Here is a 21,908-nt window from a genome sequence, read left to right as displayed (position 1 = left end):
TCACCGTCATTCGAAACCACCGTCGGTTTCCCAAACTATCGTCATCCCAGCGAAAGCTGGGATCTCCCGGTTCGGGTCGCAGCATTCGCCCCACTGAGATCCCAGCTTTCGCTGGGATGACGGGGAGGTGGGGCGGGGGGCTTAACGAAATAAGGGCCGCCAACATTTCTGCTGGCGGCCCCTTTTTCACTGGGACGTCGCTTACGAGATCGCAGCGTCCTGCTCGGCGCGGACCTTGGCAAGGTCGAAACGGTCGGCGTTCATCACCTTGTTCCAGGCCTTCACGAAGGCGTTCGCGAACTTCTCGCTCGCGTCGTCGGCAGCGTAGACCTCCGCCAGTGCCCGCAGCTGCGAATTCGAGCCGAACACCAGGTCGACGCGGCTGCCCGTCCACAGGACCTCGCCGGCCTTGCGGTCGCGTGCCTCGAACGTCCCGTCACCGACTGCGGTCCACTTCGCGGTGAAGCTCGTCCGCAGCAGGTTGCGGAAGAAGTCGTTGGTCAGCGTCTCGGTGCGATCGGTGAACACGCCGAGCGTCGAGTCGCCGTGATTGGCGCCCAGTACCCGAAGGCCGCCCAGCAACACCGTCATCTCGGGCGCGGTGAGGCCCATCAGATGCGCGCGGTCGACCATCAGCTCCTCGGCCGAATACACCGACTTCTCGCCGACATAGTTGCGGAACGCATCGGTGCGCGGCTCGAGCGGGGCGAACGACGGCGCGTCGGTCTGCTCCTGCGACGCGTCGGTACGGCCCGGCGTGAACGGCACGGTCAGATCGTGACCCGCCTTCTTCGCCGCCGCTTCGATCCCGGCATTGCCGCCGAGCACGATCAGATCGGCAAGCGACACGGTCTTGCCGCTGCCTGCGAAGTCGCGCTGGATGCCCTCGTAGATCGAGAGCGCCTTGGCAAGTTCGGCCGGCTCGTTGACCGCCCAGTCCTTCTGCGGGGCGAGACGGATACGCGCACCATTCGCACCGCCGCGCTTGTCGGTACCGCGATAGGTTGAGGCCGATGCGAACGCTGTCTTCACCAGACGCGAGATCGACAGGCCCGAGTCGAGGATCTTCACCTTCAATGCCGCGATATCGGCGTCTGACAGCGGCTCACCTTCGTGGGCGGGCACGGGGTCCTGCCAGATGCGCGGCTCTGCCGGAACTTCCGGGCCGAGCAGCAGCGGGTAGGGGCCCATGTCGCGGTGGGTCAGCTTGTACCACGCCTCGGCAAATGCCTTGGCGAACTCGTCCGGATTCTCGTGGAACCGGCGCGAGATCTTCTCGTATGCCGGGTCGACGCGGAGCGCGATGTCGCTGGTCAGCATCGTCGGACGATGCTTCTTGGTGGCGTCATGCGCGTCGGGCACGTCCTCGGCCGCGTCCTTAGCGATCCACTGGTGCGCGCCCGCCGGGCTCTTGGTCAGCTCCCACTCGTGGCCGAACAGATTTTCGAAATACAGGTTGGTCCACTTGGTGGGCTCCTGAGTCCAGGTGACTTCGAGACCGCTGGTGATCGTGTCGCCGGCGTTGCCCTTGCCGTAGCTGTTCGCCCAGCCGAGGCCCTGCATCTCGATGCTCGCGCCCTCGGGCTCGGGACCGACATAGGGATCGGGCTCGGCGGCGCCGTGCGTCTTGCCGAAGGTGTGACCGCCGGCGATCAGCGCCACGGTCTCCTCGTCGTTCATCGCCATGCGGCCGAACGTCTCGCGGATATCGCGCGCCGAGCCCATCGGGTCGGGATTGCCGTTGGGGCCCTCGGGATTGACGTAGATGAGACCCATCTGGACCGCGGCAAGCGGGTGCGCGAGATCGCGGTCGCCCGAATAGCGCTCGTCGGCGAGCCACTCGCGCTCGGCGCCCCAGTTCACGTCGGTCGCTGGCTCCCACACGTCGATACGGCCACCGGCGAACCCTGCGGTCTGGAAGCCCATCGATTCGAGCGCGCAATTGCCGGTGAGCACGAGCAGATCCGCCCAGGACAGGCTGCGGCCGTACTTCTCCTTGATCGGCCACAGCAGCATGCGAGCCTTGTCGAGGTTGGCGTTGTCCGGCCACGAATTGAGCGGCGCGAACCGCTGCTGACCCGCGCCAGCGCCACCGCGACCGTCACCGATGCGGTAGGTGCCCGCGGCGTGCCACGCCATGCGGATGAAAAGCGGGCCGTAATGACCGAAATCGGCTGGCCACCATTCCTGCGAGTCGGTCATCAGCGCGACGATGTCGGCCTTCACCGCGGCGAGATCGAGCGCCTTGAACGCTTCGGCATAGTCGAAATCGTCGCCCATCGGATCGCCGGCGGGCGGGTTCTGGTGGAGTACCGAGACGTTGAGCTGGTTCGGCCACCAGGTGCGGTTGGTCATCTCGAACAGGACGGCGGGGCCATCCATCTTGCCGGGCTCGTTGGTCGCTTGGTGGGTCGAGCCGCCATGCATCGGGCATTGTCCGGCAACAGGAGCTGCGGTGGGTGCTTCGGTGGTCATACCATCTCCAATTCAGCGTCTTCTGAAGTTGGGAGAAGTTATGGCACCGCGCGAGTGATCGGTAAAATAGATTGCGTCGTCGGCAGTGATCGGCTGGGTGATATCTGCGATGGGGTGGCTGATCTCGCCGAGACCCCCGCCGCCCAGCCAAAATCCGTCACCGCAGCCAAATCCGTCACCTCAGCCAACTGCGTCACCCCAGCGAAAGCTGGGGTCTCCCTGTTTTGCAGGCGACGGGGCCAACACGGTGATATCCCAGCTTTCGCTGGGATGACGGGACGGGCTTGGAGACGTCACACTTCAGTCAGGCTCAGTCGTCATCCTCGATCGCCACCACCGGCGGATGCAGGCGGAGGCGGTTGATGCGACGTTCGTCGGCGTCGATGACTTCGAGCTTCCACCCGCTGGGGTGATCGACGCATTCGCCGACCTGCGGCACATGGCCTGCGAGCAGCGCCGCCAGGCCGCCGAGCGTGTCGATATCCCCATCGACCTCCGCCAGTCGCGCGTCGATCAGTTCGGCCGCATCCTCGAGTTCGGCGCGCGCGTCGACATCCCAGGCGCCGCCTTCGATCGGCGTCATCAACACCTGCGGCGCCTCGTCATGCTCGTCCTCGATATCGCCGACGATCTCCTCGATCAGGTCCTCGAACGTGACGAGGCCCTCCGTGCCCGAATATTCGTCGAGCACGATCGTCAGGTGGACATGCTTCTGCCGCATGTCGGCGAGCAGATCGAGCGCGCCGCGCGACATCGGCGCATAGAGCGGCTCGCGGATCAGGCCGGCGATCGACGCGGGATGCTCGGCGCCGGTCGCGAGGATGTTGAAGACGTCCTTGATGTGGACCATGCCGATGATCGTATCGAGGTTGTCGCGGTACACCGGCAGGCGGCTGTGCCCCGCCTCGGCGAACAGCTTCACGAGATCGGCGAACGGCGTGTCCTCCTCGACCGCGATGATGTCCGCGCGCGGCACGCCGACGTCGCCGGCATCGCGCTCGCTGAAATGCAGCAGGTTGCGGACCATCTGGCGCTCGAGCGGCGTGAGATCACCCTTCGCATCGGGCGCGGGATCGCCCTCGTGGCGGTCGATCGCATCCTCAAGCTGATCGCGGAGGGATTCGTCCTGGCTACCGAAGATCAGGCCCTTGAGCCCGCGCCAGATACTGTCGCTACTATCGCCGTTACCGGCATTGGGGCCATCGGCCATCGTGGTCGTCAGTCCTTTGTGGTGGAATCAGGGTGTTATAAGATACGGGTCGTGGAGTCCGAGCGCGGCGAGCGCGTCGCGTTCGATCTGCTCCATGCCCTCCGCCTCGTCGTCGTCGATATGGTCATAGCCTAGCAGATGCAGCGTGCCGTGCACCATCAGATGCATGGCATGATCCTCGACCGAAATGCCGCGCTCGGTGGCCTCGGCCACGCAGACGCCGTGCGCGAGGATGATGTCGCCGAGCAGGACCTCGCCGTCGTCCGAATTCTGGCTGATCGTGGCGAGTAGATCGGGTTGGACCATCGGGAAGGACAGGACATTGGTCGGCTTGTCCTTCTGGCGGTATTGCTTGTTCAGCGTGTGGACCTCGTCGTCGGACGCAAGCCGGATCGAGATCTCGACGCTTGCCGCACCGGTCAGCAGTTCGCCATGCGGAGTCCGCTCGATGGCCGCCGTCGCTGCGCGCAGGGCAAGCGCGTCCCAGTCCTGCTCAGGCCAGGGAGCGTCGGAAGAGAGCGCGATTTCGAGCATGCAGGTCCTTCAGGCGAGATCAGGCGAGATCGGTCAGGGCGAAATCATTACCCTTGTAGAGAAGTTCCGCACCATTGGTTTTCGCGCAGGCATAGGCGAAACAATCGCCCATGTTGAGCTTTGCAGGGTGGTTCCCTTTGCCGTAGCGTTCATGGGTGGCAATGGCAGAGCGAGCTTCGGCCGCACCGATCGGCACGAGCCGAACTGCGAAGTCAGCGACGAATTTTTCGATCTCCGCCTGTGCAGTTGCAGTTGGGACCAAACGTTTCCGTGCGATGGCACGCGTTGCTTCCCAGAGGGATATCGCTGAACACAAGACCTCCTCGGCGCTACCGAACCGCTTCTCCAATGCGAATGCCTCGGGTTCGTTGGTCATGATCGCGACCATCGCGGACGCGTCGAGGAAGGCAATCAATCGTCGTCTTCGTCGTTGAGCGAGTCGTAGAATGCCTTGTCGGCCTCAAGTCCCGTTGGTTCGCCGAGCGGATGAGCCGCCCGCCACGCTCTCATACGATCGTGGATGCTTCCATACTTCTCAGCTTCAAGCGCACGCTTTCGATGGAGCAACGCATCGTGGACCGCAGCAGTCTTGCTGGTACCAAGCAATGAAGCGACCTCCCGTGCAAGGTCCGCGGTATCTGTGTTTTTAATGTAGAGCGATGCCATATCTGCCTCCAGGATATCCCGATCGTAGACCGGGATATCCCGACCATCAAGCATCGGTTCCTTCGTAGGCCGCGACGACGCGGCCTACGATCGGGTGGCGGACGACGTCGCCGACGGTGAAGCGGCACATCGAGATGCTTTCCACGCCCTCCAGCCTGGTGACCGCATCCGCGAGGCCCGAGGCTGCGACACCGCCGGGGATGTCGACCTGCTTCGGATCGCCGCAGATCACCATGCGGCTGTTCTGGCCGAAGCGGGTGAGGAACATCTTCATCTGCGCGGGCGTGGTGTTCTGTGCCTCGTCGAGGATCACGAACGCGTCGGCCAATGTGCGGCCGCGCATGAAGGCGATCGGCGCGACCTCGATCTCGCCGCTCGCGATGCGGCGTTCGACCTGTTCCGCGGGGAGGCAGTCGTAGAGCGCGTCGTAGAGCGGCCGGAGGTACGGATCGACCTTCTCCTTCATGTCGCCGGGGAGGAAGCCGAGGCGTTCGCCTGCCTCGACCGCGGGGCGTGACAGGATCAGGCGCTGGACGCTGCCGGTGATGAGCTGCTGCACCGCCTGCGCGACGGCGACATAGGTCTTGCCCGTACCTGCCGGCCCGAGTGCGAAGATCATGTCGTTGTTGGCGAGCTCGCGCATGTAGTGCGCCTGCGCCGGGGTGCGTGGGACGATCGTCTTTTTCCGCGTCCGGATCATGATCGGGGGTGCGCCACCGCCACCGGCATCGGCCCGGATGATCCCTTCCAGTACGGGCTCGTCCGCCATCGCGATCGACGCATCGACGAGGCCGGTGTCGATGTCCTCGCCGCGCTGGATGCGGGCGTAGAGATCGTGGAGCACGTCGCGGGCCTTGGCGACCTGTTCGGCGGTGCCCTCCAGGCCGATCTTGTTCCCTCGCGCGGTGATGTAGACGCCGAGGCGATTCTCGAGCGCTACCAGGTTCTGGTCGTACTGGCCGAAGAGCCGGACGAGCAATTGGGGCTTGTCGAACAGCAGCTCGACACGGGCGCGGTCACCGGACTGGGCGGGAACGGGTTTACGGCTCATACGGTCCTTTCAGGGACAGGCTTTTGGAAAAGAAGGGCTTTTGCAAAAGAAGGTTAGGCCGGGTTAGGCCAACGCACAGTGCGATCGCGGTGTCGTCGGACCGGAGATGAGCACGCCAAGCGACGCGTTCAAGCCGCGCTGGAGCGCTGGCCGAGAGATGATTCGAGTCGCGTGGGCGAAGCTGCATCGGCGGCCAGTGTGACAGGGGATCGGGGTGTAGGACAGCGAAATCGCGGGGGCTCGCGCGACGGCTCGTGCGTGGTGCTGCCAAGCCTTCAAGGCGCTCGTCACGATCCTCCCCCGCCAGGGGGAGGTGGCGCCGAAGGCGACGGTGGGGGAGGACACGGAACGGCGGTTTTCCCTTACCTCCCCCTCCGTCTGGCAAGTGCCAGCCACCTCCCCCTTGCGGGGGAGGATCGGAAGTATGTCAGGCGGCTTCGGCGACCTGTTCGATGCCGGTGAGGGAGTTGGGGCCGGCGGCGGCCAGCGTTACCTCGACGAGGTCGCCGATCGCGTGGTTGCCGATCAGGTGGACCGATTGCAGCCAGGGGGACTTGCCGATCAGCTGTCCGGGAAGTTTTCCCGCGCGTTCGAGCAGAACCGTGCACGTCCGGCCGACGGTGGCGGCGTTGAAGGCGTGCTGGTCGCGGTTGAGCGCGGCCTGGAGGCGCTGGAGGCGTTCGTCCATCACCGATTCCGGGACCTGCTCGACGATCGACGCGGCGGGCGTGCCGGGGCGGGGGCTGTATTTGAAGCTGTACGCCTGCGCATAGCCGACCGCGTCGACGAGGCTCAGCGTGTCCTCGAACTCGGCGTCGGTCTCGCCGGGGAAGCCGACGATGAAGTCGCCCGACAGCGCGATGTCTGGGCGGACTTCGCGGACGCGGTCGAGGAGGCGGAGGTAGGAGTCGCGGGTGTGGCTGCGGTTCATCGCCTTGAGGACGCGGTCGCTGCCGCTTTGGACCGGCAAATGGAGGAACGGCATCAGGCTCTCGATGTCGCGGTGTGCGTCGATCAGGCCCTGCGTCATGTCGTTGGGGTGGCTGGTCGTGTAGCGGATCCGCGCGAGGCCGGGGATGCGGTCGAGGTCGCGGATCAGGTCGTGGAGACCGCGCCCTTCTGGAGCATTGGCGTTCTCCGACCACGCGTTGACGTTCTGGCCGAGCAGCGTGATTTCGCGCGCGCCGGCGTCGACCAGGGCTTTTGCTTCATCGACGATCGCTGCGAATGGCCGGCTGATCTCCGCACCTCTCGTGTAGGGGACGACGCAATAGGTGCAGAACTTGTCGCAGCCTTCCTGCACGGTGAGGAACGCCGACGGTGCGACCTTCCGGCGGGCGGGGAGTGCGCCGAACTTCGACAGCAGCGGCATGTCGGTGTCGAGCGAGGGCGTGCCGGCGGCGGCCTTCGCGACGAGGTCGGGGAGGTTGTGATAGGCTTGCGGGCCGACGACGATGTCGACCTTGGCGCGGGTGAAGATCTCCTCGCCCTCGGCTTGCGCGACGCAGCCGGCGACGGCGATCATCGGCGTCTTGCCGGACTTGCGGCGCTGGTCCTTCCGGAGGCGACCGATGTCCGAATAGACCTTTTCGGTGGCGCGTTCGCGGATGTGGCAGGTGTTGAGGACGACGACGTCGGCGTCGACCGCGTCGGCCTGGGTGAGGCCCTGGGCGGTCATCAGTTCGGCCATGCGCTCGCCGTCGTAGACGTTCATCTGGCAGCCGAAGGATTTTACGTGGAAGGTTTTGGGAGGGGACATGGCGGGGGCCGTACCAAATTTGTGGGGGCGGGGGGAGGGGGCGTTGTTGTGGTGCCCTCACCAGTATCAGGCACCTCCCTAGCATCAGGCACTATCGCGGGATCATGCACCACCCCGGCGAAGGCCGGGGCCCAATTGGAAAGGTCGCAGTAACGGAGCACGGACCTTCACCAGCATCGTCCCCCAATTGGGCCCCGGCCTTCGCCGGGGCGGGGTTTTCGCCGGGGTGGGGGTTCTGTGTTGGGGATTGGTGGGAGCTTCCCTACCTTGTTCTCCCGCGAAGGCGGGAGTCCAGGCTGGGCCCCCGCCTTCGCGGGGGAACACTCTTTGGTCGGGCTACAGCGCTTCCATGCGGCGCCTTGCTTCGGCGGCTATGGCTTTTCGGTCGCCGTATTCCGCGGGATCGAAGGGGTCGGCAAAGTGCAGCGTTGCTACGAAACTGCCCTTGCGTTGCAATACGCGGGCGGCGTGGTGCTGGCCGGGCTCGTCGCCGACCCAGGCGAGTTCGCTCGTCGCCGAACCGTAGTCGATCAGGACGGGCTGAACCTTCACGCCAGCCGGTGGCGGATCGAGCGCGGCGAGCAGCGCGGCCTTGAAAGGGAGAAGGGTGGTGCCGTCGCCGGTCGTGCCTTCGGGGAAGAGGGTGACGGGCCAGTCTGCCGCCAGAGCGTCGCGGATCTGGGCGATCTGCGCGGTTACCGCCATGCGGTCCGCGCGGCTGACGAAGATGGTGTGATTGAGCGTGCAGAGCCAGCCGACCAGCGGCGCGCTGCGCAACTCGGCTTTCGCGACGAAGGCAGTGCCGGTCGCGCCGGACAGGAGCAGGATGTCGATCCAGCTCAAATGGTTCGAGACGAAGACGACGTCGTGGCGAAGCGGCGTGCCGACGACGCGCGCCCGAGCGCCGACGATCCGCGCGACCAGCCCCAGGAACCGCGGTGGCCAAGGTGATTTCCGCCCAAACAGCCGCCATACGCCATGCAACGGCAGCGCGACGATCAGCGCAAGCAGCAACGCCGCCAGTCGCGCGCCAAAGCGGATCCGGCCAATCGCGTCAGTCCTTGCGGGTCAGCGCGACGCCGTAGAGTTCCATGCGGTGGTCGACCAGGCGGAAGCCCAGTTTCTCCGCGATCGCCTTCTGCAACTGCTCGAGTTCGGGATCGACGAATTCGATCACCTTGCCGCTCTCGACGTCGATCAGGTGATCGTGATGCGCTTCGGGCGCGGGCTCGTAACGCGCACGGCCATCGCCGAAATCGTGGCGATCGAGGATACCGGCTTCCTCGAACAGGCGGACGGTGCGGTAGACGGTCGCGATCGAGATGCCGGGATCGATCTGCGATGCGCGCTCATAGACCTTCTCCACGTCGGGATGGTCGTCCGCTTCGGACAGCACGCGTGCGATGACGCGGCGCTGCTCGGTGATGCGCAGGCCCTTCTCGTTGCAGAGTGCTTCCAGATCGATCTTGCGCGGCATGTGTCATTCCCTCGTTGAGTGCCATGTAGGGCGTTCGCGCTGTTGCGAAAAGGGATAGTGACTCGCAATAAGCCTTAACCGTTGATAACTCGCGAATATGTATGTGCGTCGTACGCGACGCCGGTCTTGCCGCGGTAATAGGCGCGACGTTCGCCGACCTTGGTGAAGCCGTGTGCGCCGTACATCTTGACCGCGTCGTTGCCGGCGCGGACTTCGAGGTGGAGTTTCGCGATGGCGCCGACCGAGCATTCGGCGATCGCGGCGCGGATAAGGGCCGTGCCGACGCCGCGGCGGCGACAGTGGGGGGCGACTGCGATCAGCAGCAGTTCGGCCTCGTCGGCGACCGTGCGGGTCATGGTGAAACCGGCGGGGACGTCGTCGACGAACGCAAGGGTGAGGTGGACGCCGGTGAGCGCGAGCACGCCGAGGCACTGGCTGCGCGTCCAGGCCTCGCCGTAGCGCGGGTCGAATGCCTCGGTCATCAACGCGTCGACGACCGCGAGATCGCGCGCGTCGCCGGTGCGGAGCGAGACCGCGCGGGTCGCGACTTGGCGGGTGGCCATTATTTCGGGACCGAGGGCTTGGCGTCGGGGGCGCGGCCGTAGATCGGGCTTGGCGGGAGCGCGGTCAGGTCTGTTGGGAGCAGGATCGCGGAGGCTGCGTCGGGGAGCGCTTCGGTGAGGTCGATCGTGTCGTCGAGCGCGGCGAGCCAGCGGACGCCGTTGCCGACCGCACGCCGTCCCGCCAGCGCGGCGAGCGCAGCGGCAGGCTTCAGCGATACCATGTCGGATCGCGGCGACAGATCGGCGGAGAAGGCCTGCATGAAGACCTCGCCATGGCCCCCTTCCATCACGACCGCAATATCGTCGGTTAAGCGGTCGGCGAAACCGGCGGCGGCGACGAGGGGGAGGGAGGAGAAACCGGCGATCTCTGCGCCCCAGCCGAGCGCGAGCCCGCGCGCGGCGGCGATGCCGACGCGGACGCCGGTGAAGCTGCCGGGGCCGCAGTCGACGATGATGCGGTCGGCTCGGCCGCCATTGGGGAGCTCGGCGATCATCGGGATCAGGCGCTCGGCATGGCCGCGGCCGACGACTTCGTGCGCGCGGGCTATGACGGCGCCGGATTCGATGAGGGCGACCGAGCAGGCGGTGGTGGATGTTTCGATGACTAAAGTGCGCATAACTTCTTACCCTCTCCCCTCAGGGGAGAGGGCAGGGTGAGGGGCGCCGCGAGCGCTGCCCTCTCCAACGGCCCCTCACCCCGGCCCTCTCCCCGCAGGGGAGAGGGAGCAGGTCTTGCTCACGCGATACTGTTGAACTTCGCGAAATCGGGGCGCGGCGAGCGACCGTAGATCGTCGCGGGATCGCCGTGGCCGAGCGTCGAGATGAAATTCGTCCGCACCGCGGGCGTGTCGGCGAAGAACGCCGCGTCGACCTTGCCCGCGTCGAAGCCCGACATCGGTCCGGTATCGAGCCCGAGCATCCGCGCCGCGATGATGAAATACGCCCCCTGCAACGACGAGTTGCGGAACGCGGACGCCTCGCGCAGTTCGGCGTTGCCGTCGAACCACGACTTCGCATCGGCGTGCGGGAACAACTCGGGCAGGTGTTCGTGGAAATTGGTGTCCATGCCGATGATCACCGACACGGGGGCGTTCAGGATCTTGGGCTTGTTCTGTGCGCTGCAGGCGTCCGCGAGCTTCTGCTTCGACTCGTCGCTGACGCACCAGATCAGCCGCGCGGGGAGCTGGTTGGCGGATGTCGGGCCCCATTTCATCAGGTCCCAGATCGCGTGCAGTTCGCTCTCGGCCACGGGCTCGTCGGTATAGCCGTTATAGGTTCGGGCTTCGCGGAAGACGGTGTCGAGGACGGTATCGTCGAGTTTCGCGCGCATCAGACGGCTCTCACTTCGGTGACTTCGGGGACGTAGTATTTCAGCAATTGCTCGATGCCGTTCTTCAGCGTCGCGCTCGACGACGGGCAGCCGGCGCAGGCGCCCTGGAGCTGGAGGAACACCTTGCCCTTGTCGAAGCCGCGATAGACGATGTCGCCGCCGTCGTTCGCGACCGCCGGGCGGACGCGGGTGTCGATCAGTTCGCGGATCTGCGCGACGATGTCAGCATCGGCGGGGTCGTCCGACAGCGCGGGTTCGTCCGACGGCACCGAGAAACCGGCGCGTGCGGGCTTGAACAACGGCATCGCGGCGGAGAAATGATCGAGCAGGATCGCGAGCACGTCGGGCTTCAGGTCCGACCAGGCGACGCCCGGCGCGGCGGTCACCGACACGAAATCGCGGCCGAAGAACACGCCGGTCACGTCGCCGAGATTGAAGATCGCCTCGGCCAGCGGACTGGTCTCGGCCTCCTCGGGCGTGGCGAAGTCGCGCGTGCCGGCGTCCATGACGGCGCGTCCCGGCAGGAACTTCAACGTCGAGGGGTTCGGGGTGGATTCCGTTTCGATCAGCATGAAGGGCATGTGGCCCGGCGGGGGCGAGGGATCAAGCGGGGAACGGGAAACGGTTTCTTTCTGAGGGTGTGTTGGGAGAGCCCTCTCTTGCTCCCCTCCCTCGTGAAGGGAGGGGTTGGGGGTGGGTGGGTTCGTGATGGTCGTCACGCCAGCCAAGCGGCCGACCCAGCCTTCCCCCCTCCCTTCCAGGGAGGGGGGAAGGCTCAGACGTCCATCGCCTTCACCGCGGCGTTCCAGCTGCCGATGTTGCGGACCGCGTCCTGGACGAAGGCGGAGCGGCGGACGATGCCGAGGAACAGGTCGGCGATCCACTTGCCGGGATTGCGCAGCGGGCGCTCGAACTGGATCAGCAGGACGACGCGGGTGCCGCTCGTGTCGTTCCAGACCTCATGGTTGTAGGTGTCGTCGAACACCAAGGTCTCGCCTTCCGCCCAGCGCACGACGCGGTCGTGGACGCGCATCCGGACGTCGCCGTCGCGGGGGACGATCAGGCCGAGGTGGCATGTGATGAGGCCCTTGGTCACGCCGCGATGCTCGGGGATTTGCGTGCCGGGTGCGAGGATCGAGAAGAACGCGCTGTTGAGGCCGGGAATGCGCGCGACCGCGGCGGCGGTATTGGGGCAGCGCGCGAGGCTCTCCTCGATCGGATAGCCATAGCCGTAGAGGAAGAACGAGCGCCATTTGTCGATCTCCGCGATCGAACGGTGATCGGGCGAGATCGTCGCGAGGCTGGGCGACGCCTCGCCTTGCAGCGCGACGTGGACCGCCTCGTCGCGGATCGCGGCCCAGTTCTCGCGCAGCCCAGCGGTCCAGGCGAAATCGCGGACGTCGAGCACCGGATCGTTGGCGACCAGCGAGGACGAGGCGATCATGCGGTCGAACACGCCGCGCAGGTGCTTGCCGACGCGGATGATCAGCGGGCGGTTGGCTTCGGCGACCATGGGGGCGCCGGGTTTCGGGGCGCCGGAGATCACGTTCAGATCGGGCACGCGGGCGCTGCGGCGTACTGCCGGCCCGCCCGATTCCCGCCACAATGAAGACTGCCTCAGTTCGTGGCCCAGTTCGGCTTCGACCGTCATTTCTATCCTGCATCCTGGCGCGTCGATCGCGCCGATCCCCTTGTTCGGACACGATATACCGCTGGTGTTGGACGAAATGATGGCAGGCGCGACCACCCTCGATTGTGCGGCGCTGGCGATGCGCGCGCGGGGACGCTACAGATGCGTCATGGTATCCTTTTCGCGCTTGTATCGCGCTCCCGTCCTGCTCCCCGTCCTGCTCGGCCTCGCGATCCCGGCGAGCGGCCAGATGGCGACTCAGCAGGCCGCCTCCACCCCCACCAACGCGGGGACGAAGGAAGCACCGACGCTACCCGAGCTGACGGGAATCGATACGACCGCGTGGCTCTACAAGGGCAGCGACCTTACGCGGGACCCCGAGTGGAAGTTCGGCACGCTCCCTAACGGCATGCGGTTCGCGGTGCGCAAGAACGGCGTGCCGCCGGGCCAGGTCTCGGTGCGCGTGCGGATCGATGCGGGCTCGCTGAACGAAACCGACAGCGAACGCGGCTTTGCGCATTTCATCGAGCATCTCTCGTTCCGCGGGTCCGAATACGTGCCGGACGGCGAGGCCAAGCGCGTGTGGCAGCGGTTCGGCGCGACCTTCGGCTCGGACACCAACGCGCAGACCACGCCGACCTCGACCACGTTCAAGCTGGATCTGCCCTCGGCCACGCAGGCCGGGCTCGACGAGAGCCTGAAGATCATGGCCGGGATGATGGAGAAGCCGACGATAACCGACGCGTCGGTCGCCGCCGAGCGCCCGATCGTGCTGGCGGAACAGCGCGAGCAGCCGGGCCCGCAGGTGCGGTTCGGCGATGCGATCCGCGCGACATTCTTTGCCGGGCAGCCGCTCGCGGATCGCTCGCCGATCGGCAACATCAAGACGCTGGAGGCCGCGACCGGCGCCACCGTGAAGGCGTTCCACGACCGCTGGTATCGGCCGGAGAACACCGTCGTCATCATCTCGGGCGATATGGACCCAGCGCTGTTCGGGCGGTTGATCGTCAAGAATTTCGCGGACTGGAAGGGCATCGGCCCGGTCGTGCCCGCGCCCGATTTCGGCAAGCCCGATCCGAAGGCGCCGGTCTCCGCGACGATCGCCGAGCCGGCGATCCCGGCGGTGGTGACGCTTGGCGTGGTGCGGCCCTGGGAGTATAAGGATGACACCGCGATCATGAACCAGAAGCGGTTGGTCGACGTGCTGGCGACGCGGTTGATCAGTCGGCGGCTCGAGACGCGGGCGCGGGCGGGCGGGAGCTTCCTGCAGGCGGGCGTGTCGATCGACGACGTGTCGCGCTCGGCGAACCTGACCAGCGTCAACATCGTGCCGATCGGGACCGACTGGGAAGCGGCGTTGAAGGACGTCCGCGCGGTGATCGCCGATGCGCAGACCAACGCGCCGAGCCAGGCCGAGGTCGACCGCGAATATGCCGATTTCGACACGATCATGCGGACCAGCGTCGAGACGGCGAAGGTCGAGGCGGGGTCGAAGCAGGCGGACGACATGGTCGGCGCGCTCGACATCCGCGAGACCGTGGCCGGGCCCGAGACGTCGTACAAGATTTTGCAGGACGCCAAGGCGAAGGGCATGTTCACGCCCGCCACGCTGCTCGCGTCGAGCAAGGCGATCTTCGAGGGGACCGCTACCCGGGCGCTCGTGAATACGCAGACGCCCGATGCGGGGGCTGCGAACAAGCTGGCGACCGCTTTGAAGGCGGACGTTTCAGGCCTTGCCGGCAAGCGGCGTGCGCAGGCTGCGGTCGATTTCTCGAAGCTGCCGTCGCTCGGCAAGCCGGGCGTCGTGACCAGCCGCGAAAAGATCGCCGCGTTCGACATGGAGCAGGTGAACTTCGCGAACGGGACGCGCGTGCTGCTGTTCCCGAACGCCGGTGAGACCGGGCGCGTGTATGTGCGCGTGCGGTTCGGCGGCGGCTATACCGCGATCCCGTCGAACCGGCCGACGCCGGCCTGGGCAGGCGATCTCGCGCTGGTCGCAGGGGGGATCGGCAAGCTCGACCAGGGCGATCTCGACCAGCTTACCGCGGGCCGCCGGATCGGTCTCGACTTCGGGATTGACGACGACGCGTTCACGCTGGGCGCGATCACCTCGCCGGCGGATTATTCGGATCAGTTGCGGCTGATGGCAGCCAAGCTCGCGTTCCCGGCCTGGGATCCGGCGCCGGTGGCGCGTGCGCGTGTTGCTGCGCTGGCCGGGTTTGCCGGGTATGATTCGTCGCCCGACGGCGTGTTGTCGCGCGACCTCGAGGGTTTGCTCCGCGCGGGCGATCCGCGTTGGGGGACGCCGTCGAAGGCGACCGTCGAGGCGCTCAACGCGAAGGACTTCCGCGCGTTCTGGGAGCCGATCCTGAAGACCGGACCGATCGAGGTTTCGATCTTCGGCGACGTGAAGACCGAGGATGCGATCGCCGCGGTGGCGAAGTCGTTCGGGGCGATGAAGCCGCGGACGGCGGTGTCGAAGGTCGGCGCGCCGGTTGGTTTCCCCGCGCACAACGCGACGCCGGTGATGCGCGCGCATACCGGGCCGGAGAACCAGGCGGCGGCGGTGATCGCCTGGCCGACCGGCGGCGGGATCGACAATATCGTCGAGGCGCGTCGTCTCGACGTGCTGGCGCAGGTGTTCAGCGATCGGTTGTTCGAGCGGCTGCGGCAGGCGGCGGGCGCGAGCTACAGCCCGAACGTGTCGAGCCAGTGGCCGGTGGGGATGAACACCGGCGGGCGGATGGTGGCGATCGGGCAGGTCGCGCCGGACAAGGTGTCGTTCTTCTTCCAGATCGCGCGGCAGATCGCGGCCGAACTGGTGTCGACGCCGATCGCGCCGGACGAGCTGGACCGGATCAAGAAGCCGATGGGGCAGTATATCCTGCGCGCCTCGACCGGGAACCAGTTCTGGTTGCAGCAACTCGGCGGGGCGACGTTCGACCCGCGGCGGATCGCGGCGACGCAGCGGATTGCGAGCGATTTGGTGGCGACGACGCCGGTGGAGTTGCAGGCGACGGCGGCGAAGTATCTGCGGCCGGAGAAGGACTGGACGATGGCCGTAGTGCCGGCTGCGGCGAAGAAGTGACGTTTACCCCCTCTCCCTGAAGGGGAGAGGGAAGGAGGAGCCGCTTGGCGACGGGAGGGTGAGGGCGTGCGGGCCCCTCCCTCTCCCCTGACGGGAGAGGGGCTTGTTGCGCGGTTTGTCGTGCCGTTGTTGAAAATTGAGCCGAGGAGTTGCCCAGCCAGTCCCTCTCCCCGCTGGGGAGAGGGAGGGAGGAGCCGCTTGGCGACGGGAGGGTGAGGGCATGCGTTTTGGCGGGCGTGCCCTCACCCTCCCACCCGGCTTCGCCGTGCGGGCCCCTCCCTCTCCCCTGAAGGGAGAGGGGTCTTGTTGCTCGGTTTGTCGTGCCGTTGTTGAAAATTGAGCCGAGGACTTGCCCAGCCAGTCCCTCTCCCCGTGGGGGAGAGGGAGGGAGGAGCCGTTTGGCGACGGGAGGGTGAGGGGCTTTGGCGGACGCGTTCCGAGCCTCATGCCCCTCACCCTCCCACCCGCAAGCGCGTGCGGGCCCCTCCCTCTCCCCGGAGGGGAGAGGGGTTTTTAAGGCTTATACAAGCCGTCCAGCCTTTCGCCGTAGACCTGCTTCAACACATGCCGCCGGATTTTCAAACTCGGCGTCAGCTGTTCGTTCTCGATGGTGAATGGCCCATCCGCGAGCACGAACCTTCGGATGCGCTCGGTCACCGTCAGGTCCTTGTTCACCCGCTCGATCGCCTGCCCGATCGCGGTGCGGAACTCGCTGTTCTCCGCCAGCCGGGCGAAGCTGCAGGCGTCGCCGTTGCCCGCGCACCATTCCTGCGTCCACTCCGGATCGGGCACCACCAGCGCGACCATGTACGGGCGCTTGTCGCCGGCGATCATCGCCTGCGCGATCTCGGGCTGGAGCGTCAGCATGCCCTCGACCTTTTGCGGGGCGACGTTCTCGCCCTTGTCGTTGATGATCAGGTCCTTCTTGCGGTCGGTGATGCGGATCCGGCCGCGGTCGTCGATCTCGCCGATGTCGCCGGTGTGGAGCCAGCCGTCCTTCAGCACCTTCGCGGTCTCGGCGTCGTTGCGCCAATAGCCGTGCATGACCAGTTCGCCGCGCACCAGGATCTCGCCGTCCTCGGCGATGCGGACCTCGGTATCCTTGAGCGCCGGGCCGACCGAGTCCATCCGCACGCCGACCTTGGGGCGGTTGCAGGAGATGACGGGGGCGGCTTCGGTCTGGCCATAGCCTTGCAGGAAGGTGAGGCCGAGCGACTCGAAGAACAGGCCGACCTCCGGATTGAGCGGGGCGCCGCCCGAGATCATCGCCTTCAACCGGCCACCGAACTTCTTCGAGATCTTGGGTTTGAAGAGCGTGGCGACGGCAGCCTGCATCGGACGGTCGATCAGGCGGAGGCGACCGGCGTAGCGCTTGCCGCCGATGTCGAGGGCCTGGCGCAGGAGGTAGGCCGAGGCGCCGCCCTGTTTCTCGATCGTCTTCGAGATGCGCGTGCGGAGGACTTCGAACAGGCGGGGGACGACGAACATGATCGTCGGGCGGGTTTCCTCGATGTTGGCGGCGAGCTTTTCGAGGCCTTCCGCATAGTAGATCTGGCCGCCGAGCGAGATCGGGAAATGCTGGCCACCGGTGTGTTCGTAGGCGTGGCTCAAGGGCAGGAACGACAGGAAGACCTCGTCGTCCCAGCCGAAATCCTCCGAGATCACGCTCGCGCAGCCCGCGCAATTGTGGAGGATCGCGCCGTGGTGCTGCATCACGCCGCGCGGCGCGCCGCCGGTTCCGCTCGTGTAGATGATGCAGGCGAGGTCTTCGCGGGTGAAGTCGGCGCGGGCGGCGGCGGTTTCGGGGGCGGTCTGGTGCGCGGCGATCAGTGCGTGCCAGTTGTGGAAGTCGATGGAGGCAGGGACCTTCATGTCCTCCAGGCCGATGACGATCTGCGCCTGGTTCGAGCGGATGACCGCGGGGAGCAGTGTCTTTGCCAGTTTCGCGGTCGAGACGATGATCGCGCAGGCGCCCGCATTCTCGATGATGTGCAGGTGATCGCGCTCGGTATTGGTGACGTAGGTCGGCACCGTGACGCAGCCCGCCGCCATGATCGCGAGGTCGCTGAGGCACCATTCCGGGCGGTTCTCGGCGACCAGCATGACGCGGTCGCCGCGTTTCAGGCCGATCGCGGTGAGCGCGGTGGCGAGGCTTGCGACTTGCCGCGCGGCCTCGGCCCAGCTGGTCGCGACCCACGTGCCGCTTGCCTTGGTCCACAGGAACGGCGCATCGCCTCTCTCCGCGGCGCGCGTGAAGAACATCGTGACGAGGTTCGGGAATCGTTCGAGCTGGCGGGCCATTGTCTCTCCTGAACTGCTCTGCGAGCTTGTTTGCCCTGTTGGGGGTGCTCGATCTTTGTTTTGGTATAGCCCCTTGGCGTGCCACGCTCCAAGCTTGTTTCCCCGCGAAGGCGGGGACCCAGACTGGGCTCCCGCCTTCGCGGGAGAACAAGGAAGCGGAGAGCGGCTTATTCCGGTGCGCGCTGTAGGGCGCCGACGCGTACGATCTGGGTCATGGTGCCGTCCTGGGCGATCGCGACGCCTTCGCTGCGGGGGTCTGCCGCGCCGACCCATTTGCCGCCGATGCGCTCGATCGCGTTTGCCTTCAGGCCGAGCGCTGTAACCTGCACGGTCTCGCCGAGCGCCTGCAACGCGGGGACCATCGCCTCGCGTTCGGTGCCCTTCTCCGCAGCAGCGACGTGGCCGGGAGCGTAGAGCAGACCGAGCGCGATCGAGTCCTGCGCGGACAGTTTCCAGTCGACCACGCCGATGATCGCCTTGGCCACCTGCGCGATGATCGTCGAGCCGCCTGCCGCGCCGACTGCGAGGCGGACCTTGCCGTCGGGGCCATAGACGATCGTCGGCGCCATCGAACTGCGCGGCCGCTTGCCGCCCTCGACGCGGTTGGCGACCAGAGCGCCGTCCTTCTCGGGGACGATGTCGAAATCCGTCAGCTGGTTGTTGAGGACGGTGCCGTCGACGGTCAGGCCGGAGCCGAAATAGCCTTCGACGGTGGTGGTCACCGAGACGACGTTGCCGCTGGCGTCGGCCACCGCGAGATCGGTCGTTCCGGGGACTTCGCTGACCGGCGCGCGGGTGCGGGCGGGCGCGCCGGGGGGCGTGCCGGGCGTGACGCTCGCCATCGTGGTGGTGGGCGAGATCAGGGCGGATCGCCTGGCGATATAGGCGGGGTCGAGCATGCCCTTGACCGGCACGCGGACGAAATCGGGATCGCCGACGTACATGTCGCGGTCGGCATAGGCGAGGCGTGAGCTCTCGGCGAAGAGGTGCCAGGCCTGCGCGCTGTCCTTGCCTAGCCCGGCCATGTCGAAGCGTTCGAGCTGCTTCAGGATCATCAGCACGGTGACGCCGCCGGACGAGGGCGGGCCCATCCCGCAGACGCGGTAGATGCGGTATTTGATGCAGACCGGCGGGCGGTTCTTGGCGTCGTAGCTGGCGAGGTCGCCGGTCGTCATCTTCGACGGGTTGCGCGCGGCGGTGTTGACCGCGGTCACGATCTTCTGCGCCTGGGGGCCGACGTAGAAGCTGTCGGGGCCCTGGGTCGCGATCCGCTGGAGGAGCGCGGCCTGGGCGGGGTTCTTGATCGTTGCGCCGACTGCGACCGGCGAGCCGTCCGGCGCGGAGAAGAGCTTGCGGGTCTCGGGCGTGATGTGGCCGCCATACGCCTTCATGCCGTTGACGAGGCGGGGGGATGCCTGGAAGCCGTTGGTGGCGATGCGGATGGCGGGCTCGAACAGCCGTGCCCAGGGAAGCTTGCCCGAGGCGCGGTGGGCGAGCGCCATGCCGCGGAGTGCGCCGGGGATGCCGACGCTGCGGCCGCCGGGGACGGCGTCCCTGTGGCTCAGCGGCGTGCCGTCGGGCGCGTAGAACCAGCGCGCATCGGCGGCGGCGGGTGCCTCTTCGCGCGCGTCGATCGTGCTGAGTGCGCCGTTTGCCGCGTGGCTCATCCAGAAGCTGCCGCCGCCGATGCCGGAGCTTTGCGGCTCGACGACGTTGAGCGCGAGCATCGTCGCGATCGCGGCGTCGGTGGCGCTGCCGCCGGCCCGGAGGATCTCGACGCCGGCCGCCGCCGCGCGGGGGTCGGCGGCGCTGACCATGCCCTGGTTTTTGGCCGGGGTGGATTGGCGCGCCTCGACGGTCGCGGGGACGAGGAGGGCGAGCGCTAGGAGAGAGGTCTTCATCGCGGGGGAGCGTAGCGCGGTTGGGGGGCGAGGCAAGCCGTCTCGCGCCGTTGCGATCCTCCCCCGCCAGGGGGAGGTGGCGCCGAAGGCGTCGGACGGGGAGGAACTCGCAACCGCGGTAACCCTAACCGCCCCCTCCGTCAGGCAAGCGCCTGCCACCTCCCCCTGGCGGGGGAGGATCGTTAAGCGTCGACCCCCACCGCGTCAGTGACCTTCGCAAACCCCTCGCGCTTCAGTAGCGTGCCCAACTCGCGGAGGATGCGCGCTGGCAGGCCGGGGCCTTCGTACACCAAAGCGGTGTAGAGCTGGACGAGGCTCGCGCCGGCGCGGAGGCGGGCATAGGCTTCGGCGCCGCTGTCGATCCCGCCGACCGAGATCAGGGGGAGCGCTGCGCCGGTGGCCTTGCGGAAATCCGCGAGGCGTTGGCGGGCTAGCGGGGCGAGAGGCGCGCCGGACAGGCCGCCGGTCTCCTTCGCGTTGGCCGAGCGCAGGCCGGGGCGCGAGATCGTCGTGTTGTTGACGATCAGCGCGTCGATGCGGTTGTCGAGTGCGGCCCGGGCGATGTCGTCGATGTCGGCGGGGTCGAGATCGGGGGCGACCTTGAGGAAGATCGGCGTGCTGCCCTTGGCCGCGGTGCAGGCGGCGAGCAGGTCGCGGAGTGCTGCGCCGTGCTGGAGGTCGCGCAGGCCGGGGGTGTTGGGGGAGCTGATGTTGATCGTGATGTAGTCGGCGTGCGGCGCGGCGCGGGTGACGCCGTGGACATAGTCGGCAGTGCGATCGGTGGCGTCCTTGTTCGCGCCGACGTTGATGCCGAGGATGCCGTTCCGCTTTGCGCTCTGCGCACGGGGAAGCGCGCCATCGAGGCCGCCATTGTTGAAGCCCAGGCGGTTGATGACCGCGCGGTCTTCGGTGAGGCGGAAGATGCGGGGCTTCGGGTTGCCCGACTGCGCGAGCGGCGTGAGCGTGCCGATCTCGACGCTGCCGAGGCCGAGGCCGAAGAAGCCGTCGATCGCGCGGCCGTCCTTGTCGACGCCTGCTGCCAGGCCGACCGGGTTGGGGAAGGCGATCCCGGCCACGCTTGTCGCGAGACGCGGGACGTTGGGGGCGAGCGGTGTGCCGGCTTTCCCCCATGCGGCGAGCGCAGCGATGGTCAGGCTATGCGCGCGCTCTGCGTCGAGGCGGAACAGGATCGGGTGGTAGAAGGCCATTGCTCATCCTTGCTCCCCTCCCTGGAAGGGAGGGGCTGGGGGTGGGTCGGTGTGGGGTGCGTGCTGCGATCGCCAACCGGCCGACCCACCCCCGGCCCCTCCCTTCCAGGGAGGGGGGAAGTCAAGCTTGCGGCTCCATGCACGAGGCAGAAAACCGCCGCCCAGTTGCGAGTCGTTAGCACCCCTCGGCGGGTTGACGATGCACTGCACAAAGCCCATTTGATCAATCGGATCATATCGGTCCGATTGGACTTACGAAGCCACCATGCGTCTTTCCAGCCTAGCCGACTACGCAGTCGTGATGATGAGCGCGGCGGCGCGTCATTGCGGCGGGATCGCGCGGCTGAACGCGACGCTGCTCGCCGAGGAGACCGGGGTGCCGTTGCCGACCGTGCAGAAGCTGGTGAGCCGGCTGTCCGCCGCGGGGCTGATCGAGAGTACGCGTGGCACCGGTGGCGGCTTTCGCCTGTCGCGGCCGCCCGCGATGATCTCGCTCGCGGACATCATCGAGGCAGTCGAGGGGCCGATCGCGCTGACCGCGTGCGTCGACGGCGCATCGCAGGATTGCTGCATCGACCAGAGTTGCCGCGTGAAGCCGCACTGGAACGCCGTCAACGGCGCGGTCCGCGGTGCGCTTGCCGGCGTGTCGCTCGCGAGCCTCTCGCAAGCCCCCCTTTCACAGGTGCCCGCATGACGCGCGCAGCGCACTATCCCT

19 protein-coding genes are annotated in these 21,908 nt (G+C 67.0%); 2 read left to right on the top strand and 17 right to left on the bottom strand.

What is annotated here, in order from left to right; all coding sequences use genetic code 11:
* Nucleotides 1–201: 201 nt before the first annotated feature.
* The 14 genes from katG to NLI89_RS07080 form a co-directional block, all read right to left on the bottom strand.
* Nucleotides 202–2,475, bottom strand: a complete 2,274-nt coding sequence (gene katG / locus NLI89_RS07145) for a catalase/peroxidase HPI (protein ID WP_439144488.1) — start codon at nucleotides 2,473–2,475, stop codon at nucleotides 202–204.
* Between the two features lie 310 nt (nucleotides 2,476–2,785).
* Complete coding sequence (locus tag NLI89_RS07140; RefSeq protein WP_254686394.1) at nucleotides 2,786–3,685, bottom strand: hemolysin family protein; 900 nt, start codon at nucleotides 3,683–3,685, stop codon at nucleotides 2,786–2,788.
* Nucleotides 3,686–3,712: 27 nt separating this feature from the next.
* A complete protein-coding gene (gene ybeY / locus NLI89_RS07135) occupies nucleotides 3,713–4,219 on the bottom strand; it encodes an rRNA maturation RNase YbeY (RefSeq protein ID WP_254686393.1) in 507 nt (168 codons plus the stop codon).
* Nucleotides 4,220–4,238: 19 nt separating this feature from the next.
* On the bottom strand, nucleotides 4,239–4,634 hold the full coding sequence (locus NLI89_RS07130; RefSeq protein WP_302675654.1) for a type II toxin-antitoxin system VapC family toxin: 396 nt from the start codon (nucleotides 4,632–4,634) through the stop codon (nucleotides 4,239–4,241).
* Nucleotides 4,631–4,885, bottom strand: coding sequence for a type II toxin-antitoxin system VapB family antitoxin (locus NLI89_RS07125; RefSeq protein ID WP_254686391.1), 255 nt, complete (start codon nucleotides 4,883–4,885; stop codon nucleotides 4,631–4,633). Before NLI89_RS07125 ends, NLI89_RS07130 begins: the two co-directional genes overlap by 4 nt.
* Before the next feature lie 46 nt (nucleotides 4,886–4,931).
* A complete protein-coding gene (locus NLI89_RS07120; RefSeq protein WP_254686390.1) occupies nucleotides 4,932–5,936 on the bottom strand; it encodes a PhoH family protein in 1,005 nt (334 codons plus the stop codon).
* Between the two features lie 427 nt (nucleotides 5,937–6,363).
* Entirely contained in the window at nucleotides 6,364–7,695 is a 1,332-nt protein-coding gene (miaB, locus tag NLI89_RS07115) for a tRNA (N6-isopentenyl adenosine(37)-C2)-methylthiotransferase MiaB (protein WP_254686389.1), read from the bottom strand.
* A gap of 336 nt (nucleotides 7,696–8,031) precedes the next feature.
* On the bottom strand, nucleotides 8,032–8,709 hold the full coding sequence (locus NLI89_RS07110) for a lysophospholipid acyltransferase family protein (RefSeq protein ID WP_254686388.1): 678 nt from the start codon (nucleotides 8,707–8,709) through the stop codon (nucleotides 8,032–8,034).
* Nucleotides 8,710–8,749: 40 nt separating this feature from the next.
* A complete protein-coding gene (locus tag NLI89_RS07105; RefSeq protein ID WP_056047123.1) occupies nucleotides 8,750–9,172 on the bottom strand; it encodes a Fur family transcriptional regulator in 423 nt (140 codons plus the stop codon).
* 74 nt (nucleotides 9,173–9,246) lie between these two features.
* Nucleotides 9,247–9,735 carry a GNAT family N-acetyltransferase gene (locus NLI89_RS07100; protein ID WP_254686387.1) on the bottom strand — a complete coding sequence of 163 codons (489 nt, stop codon included), beginning with the start codon at nucleotides 9,733–9,735 and terminating at the stop codon, nucleotides 9,247–9,249.
* Entirely contained in the window at nucleotides 9,735–10,352 is a 618-nt protein-coding gene (tsaB, locus tag NLI89_RS07095; protein WP_254686386.1) for a tRNA (adenosine(37)-N6)-threonylcarbamoyltransferase complex dimerization subunit type 1 TsaB, read from the bottom strand. Before tsaB ends, NLI89_RS07100 begins: the two co-directional genes overlap by 1 nt.
* A gap of 119 nt (nucleotides 10,353–10,471) precedes the next feature.
* The gene (locus NLI89_RS07090; protein ID WP_254686385.1) at nucleotides 10,472–11,065 is read right to left on the bottom strand and encodes a malonic semialdehyde reductase; all 594 of its coding nucleotides are present in this window, start codon (nucleotides 11,063–11,065) and stop codon (nucleotides 10,472–10,474) included.
* Nucleotides 11,065–11,637 (bottom strand): NifU family protein, encoded by a 573-nt coding sequence (locus NLI89_RS07085; protein ID WP_187504735.1) that lies wholly within the window; start codon nucleotides 11,635–11,637, stop codon nucleotides 11,065–11,067. The genes NLI89_RS07090 and NLI89_RS07085 overlap by 1 nt, the downstream gene beginning before the upstream one ends.
* 203 nt (nucleotides 11,638–11,840) lie before the next feature.
* Nucleotides 11,841–12,578 carry an aspartyl/asparaginyl beta-hydroxylase domain-containing protein gene (locus NLI89_RS07080; RefSeq protein WP_439144491.1) on the bottom strand — a complete coding sequence of 246 codons (738 nt, stop codon included), beginning with the start codon at nucleotides 12,576–12,578 and terminating at the stop codon, nucleotides 11,841–11,843.
* 286 nt (nucleotides 12,579–12,864) lie between these two features.
* Here NLI89_RS07080 and NLI89_RS07075 point away from each other — a divergent pair, with 286 nt between their 5' ends.
* Nucleotides 12,865–15,783 (top strand): M16 family metallopeptidase, encoded by a 2,919-nt coding sequence (locus tag NLI89_RS07075; RefSeq protein WP_254686503.1) that lies wholly within the window; start codon nucleotides 12,865–12,867, stop codon nucleotides 15,781–15,783.
* 513 nt (nucleotides 15,784–16,296) lie between these two features.
* On the opposite strand, the gene NLI89_RS07070 is transcribed toward NLI89_RS07075, so the two are convergent.
* The 3 genes from NLI89_RS07070 to NLI89_RS07060 form a co-directional block, all read right to left on the bottom strand.
* Entirely contained in the window at nucleotides 16,297–18,084 is a 1,788-nt protein-coding gene (locus NLI89_RS07070; RefSeq protein ID WP_254686383.1) for an AMP-dependent synthetase/ligase, read from the bottom strand.
* A gap of 167 nt (nucleotides 18,085–18,251) precedes the next feature.
* Nucleotides 18,252–19,985 carry a gamma-glutamyltransferase gene (ggt, locus tag NLI89_RS07065; protein WP_254686382.1) on the bottom strand — a complete coding sequence of 578 codons (1,734 nt, stop codon included), beginning with the start codon at nucleotides 19,983–19,985 and terminating at the stop codon, nucleotides 18,252–18,254.
* Between the two features lie 182 nt (nucleotides 19,986–20,167).
* On the bottom strand, nucleotides 20,168–21,193 hold the full coding sequence (locus NLI89_RS07060; protein ID WP_254686381.1) for a quinone-dependent dihydroorotate dehydrogenase: 1,026 nt from the start codon (nucleotides 21,191–21,193) through the stop codon (nucleotides 20,168–20,170).
* Nucleotides 21,194–21,458: 265 nt separating this feature from the next.
* Between NLI89_RS07060 and NLI89_RS07055 the strand changes: the two genes are divergently transcribed.
* On the top strand, nucleotides 21,459–21,887 hold the full coding sequence (locus tag NLI89_RS07055; RefSeq protein ID WP_254686380.1) for an SUF system Fe-S cluster assembly regulator: 429 nt from the start codon (nucleotides 21,459–21,461) through the stop codon (nucleotides 21,885–21,887).
* Nucleotides 21,888–21,908 lie beyond the last annotated feature (21 nt).

The organism is Sphingomonas faeni (assembly GCF_024273235.1).
In the GTDB taxonomy this organism is placed as follows: domain Bacteria; phylum Pseudomonadota; class Alphaproteobacteria; order Sphingomonadales; family Sphingomonadaceae; genus Sphingomonas; species Sphingomonas faeni_A.
The sequence above is the reverse complement of the archived record's forward strand: the minus strand, read 5'-3'. Positions and strand labels throughout refer to the sequence as shown.

Coding starts and splice junctions, on each gene's coding strand:
- ggt (WP_254686382.1), bottom strand. CDS start 19,985: ATGAAGACCTCTCTCCTAGCGCTCGCCCTCCTCGTCCCCGCGACCGTC.
- NLI89_RS07140 (WP_254686394.1), bottom strand. CDS start 3,685: ATGGCCGATGGCCCCAATGCCGGTAACGGCGATAGTAGCGACAGTATC.
- NLI89_RS07080 (WP_439144491.1), bottom strand. CDS start 12,578: ATGGTCGCCGAAGCCAACCGCCCGCTGATCATCCGCGTCGGCAAGCAC.
- NLI89_RS07125 (WP_254686391.1), bottom strand. CDS start 4,885: ATGGCATCGCTCTACATTAAAAACACAGATACCGCGGACCTTGCACGG.
- NLI89_RS07120 (WP_254686390.1), bottom strand. CDS start 5,936: ATGAGCCGTAAACCCGTTCCCGCCCAGTCCGGTGACCGCGCCCGTGTC.
- miaB (WP_254686389.1), bottom strand. CDS start 7,695: ATGTCCCCTCCCAAAACCTTCCACGTAAAATCCTTCGGCTGCCAGATG.
- NLI89_RS07085 (WP_187504735.1), bottom strand. CDS start 11,637: ATGCTGATCGAAACGGAATCCACCCCGAACCCCTCGACGTTGAAGTTC.
- NLI89_RS07090 (WP_254686385.1), bottom strand. CDS start 11,065: ATGCGCGCGAAACTCGACGATACCGTCCTCGACACCGTCTTCCGCGAA.
- NLI89_RS07055 (WP_254686380.1), top strand. CDS start 21,459: ATGCGTCTTTCCAGCCTAGCCGACTACGCAGTCGTGATGATGAGCGCG.
- tsaB (WP_254686386.1), bottom strand. CDS start 10,352: ATGCGCACTTTAGTCATCGAAACATCCACCACCGCCTGCTCGGTCGCC.
- NLI89_RS07070 (WP_254686383.1), bottom strand. CDS start 18,084: ATGGCCCGCCAGCTCGAACGATTCCCGAACCTCGTCACGATGTTCTTC.
- NLI89_RS07060 (WP_254686381.1), bottom strand. CDS start 21,193: ATGGCCTTCTACCACCCGATCCTGTTCCGCCTCGACGCAGAGCGCGCG.
- ybeY (WP_254686393.1), bottom strand. CDS start 4,219: ATGCTCGAAATCGCGCTCTCTTCCGACGCTCCCTGGCCTGAGCAGGAC.
- NLI89_RS07100 (WP_254686387.1), bottom strand. CDS start 9,735: ATGGCCACCCGCCAAGTCGCGACCCGCGCGGTCTCGCTCCGCACCGGC.
- NLI89_RS07075 (WP_254686503.1), top strand. CDS start 12,865: ATGGTATCCTTTTCGCGCTTGTATCGCGCTCCCGTCCTGCTCCCCGTC.
- katG (WP_439144488.1), bottom strand. CDS start 2,475: ATGACCACCGAAGCACCCACCGCAGCTCCTGTTGCCGGACAATGCCCG.
- NLI89_RS07105 (WP_056047123.1), bottom strand. CDS start 9,172: ATGCCGCGCAAGATCGATCTGGAAGCACTCTGCAACGAGAAGGGCCTG.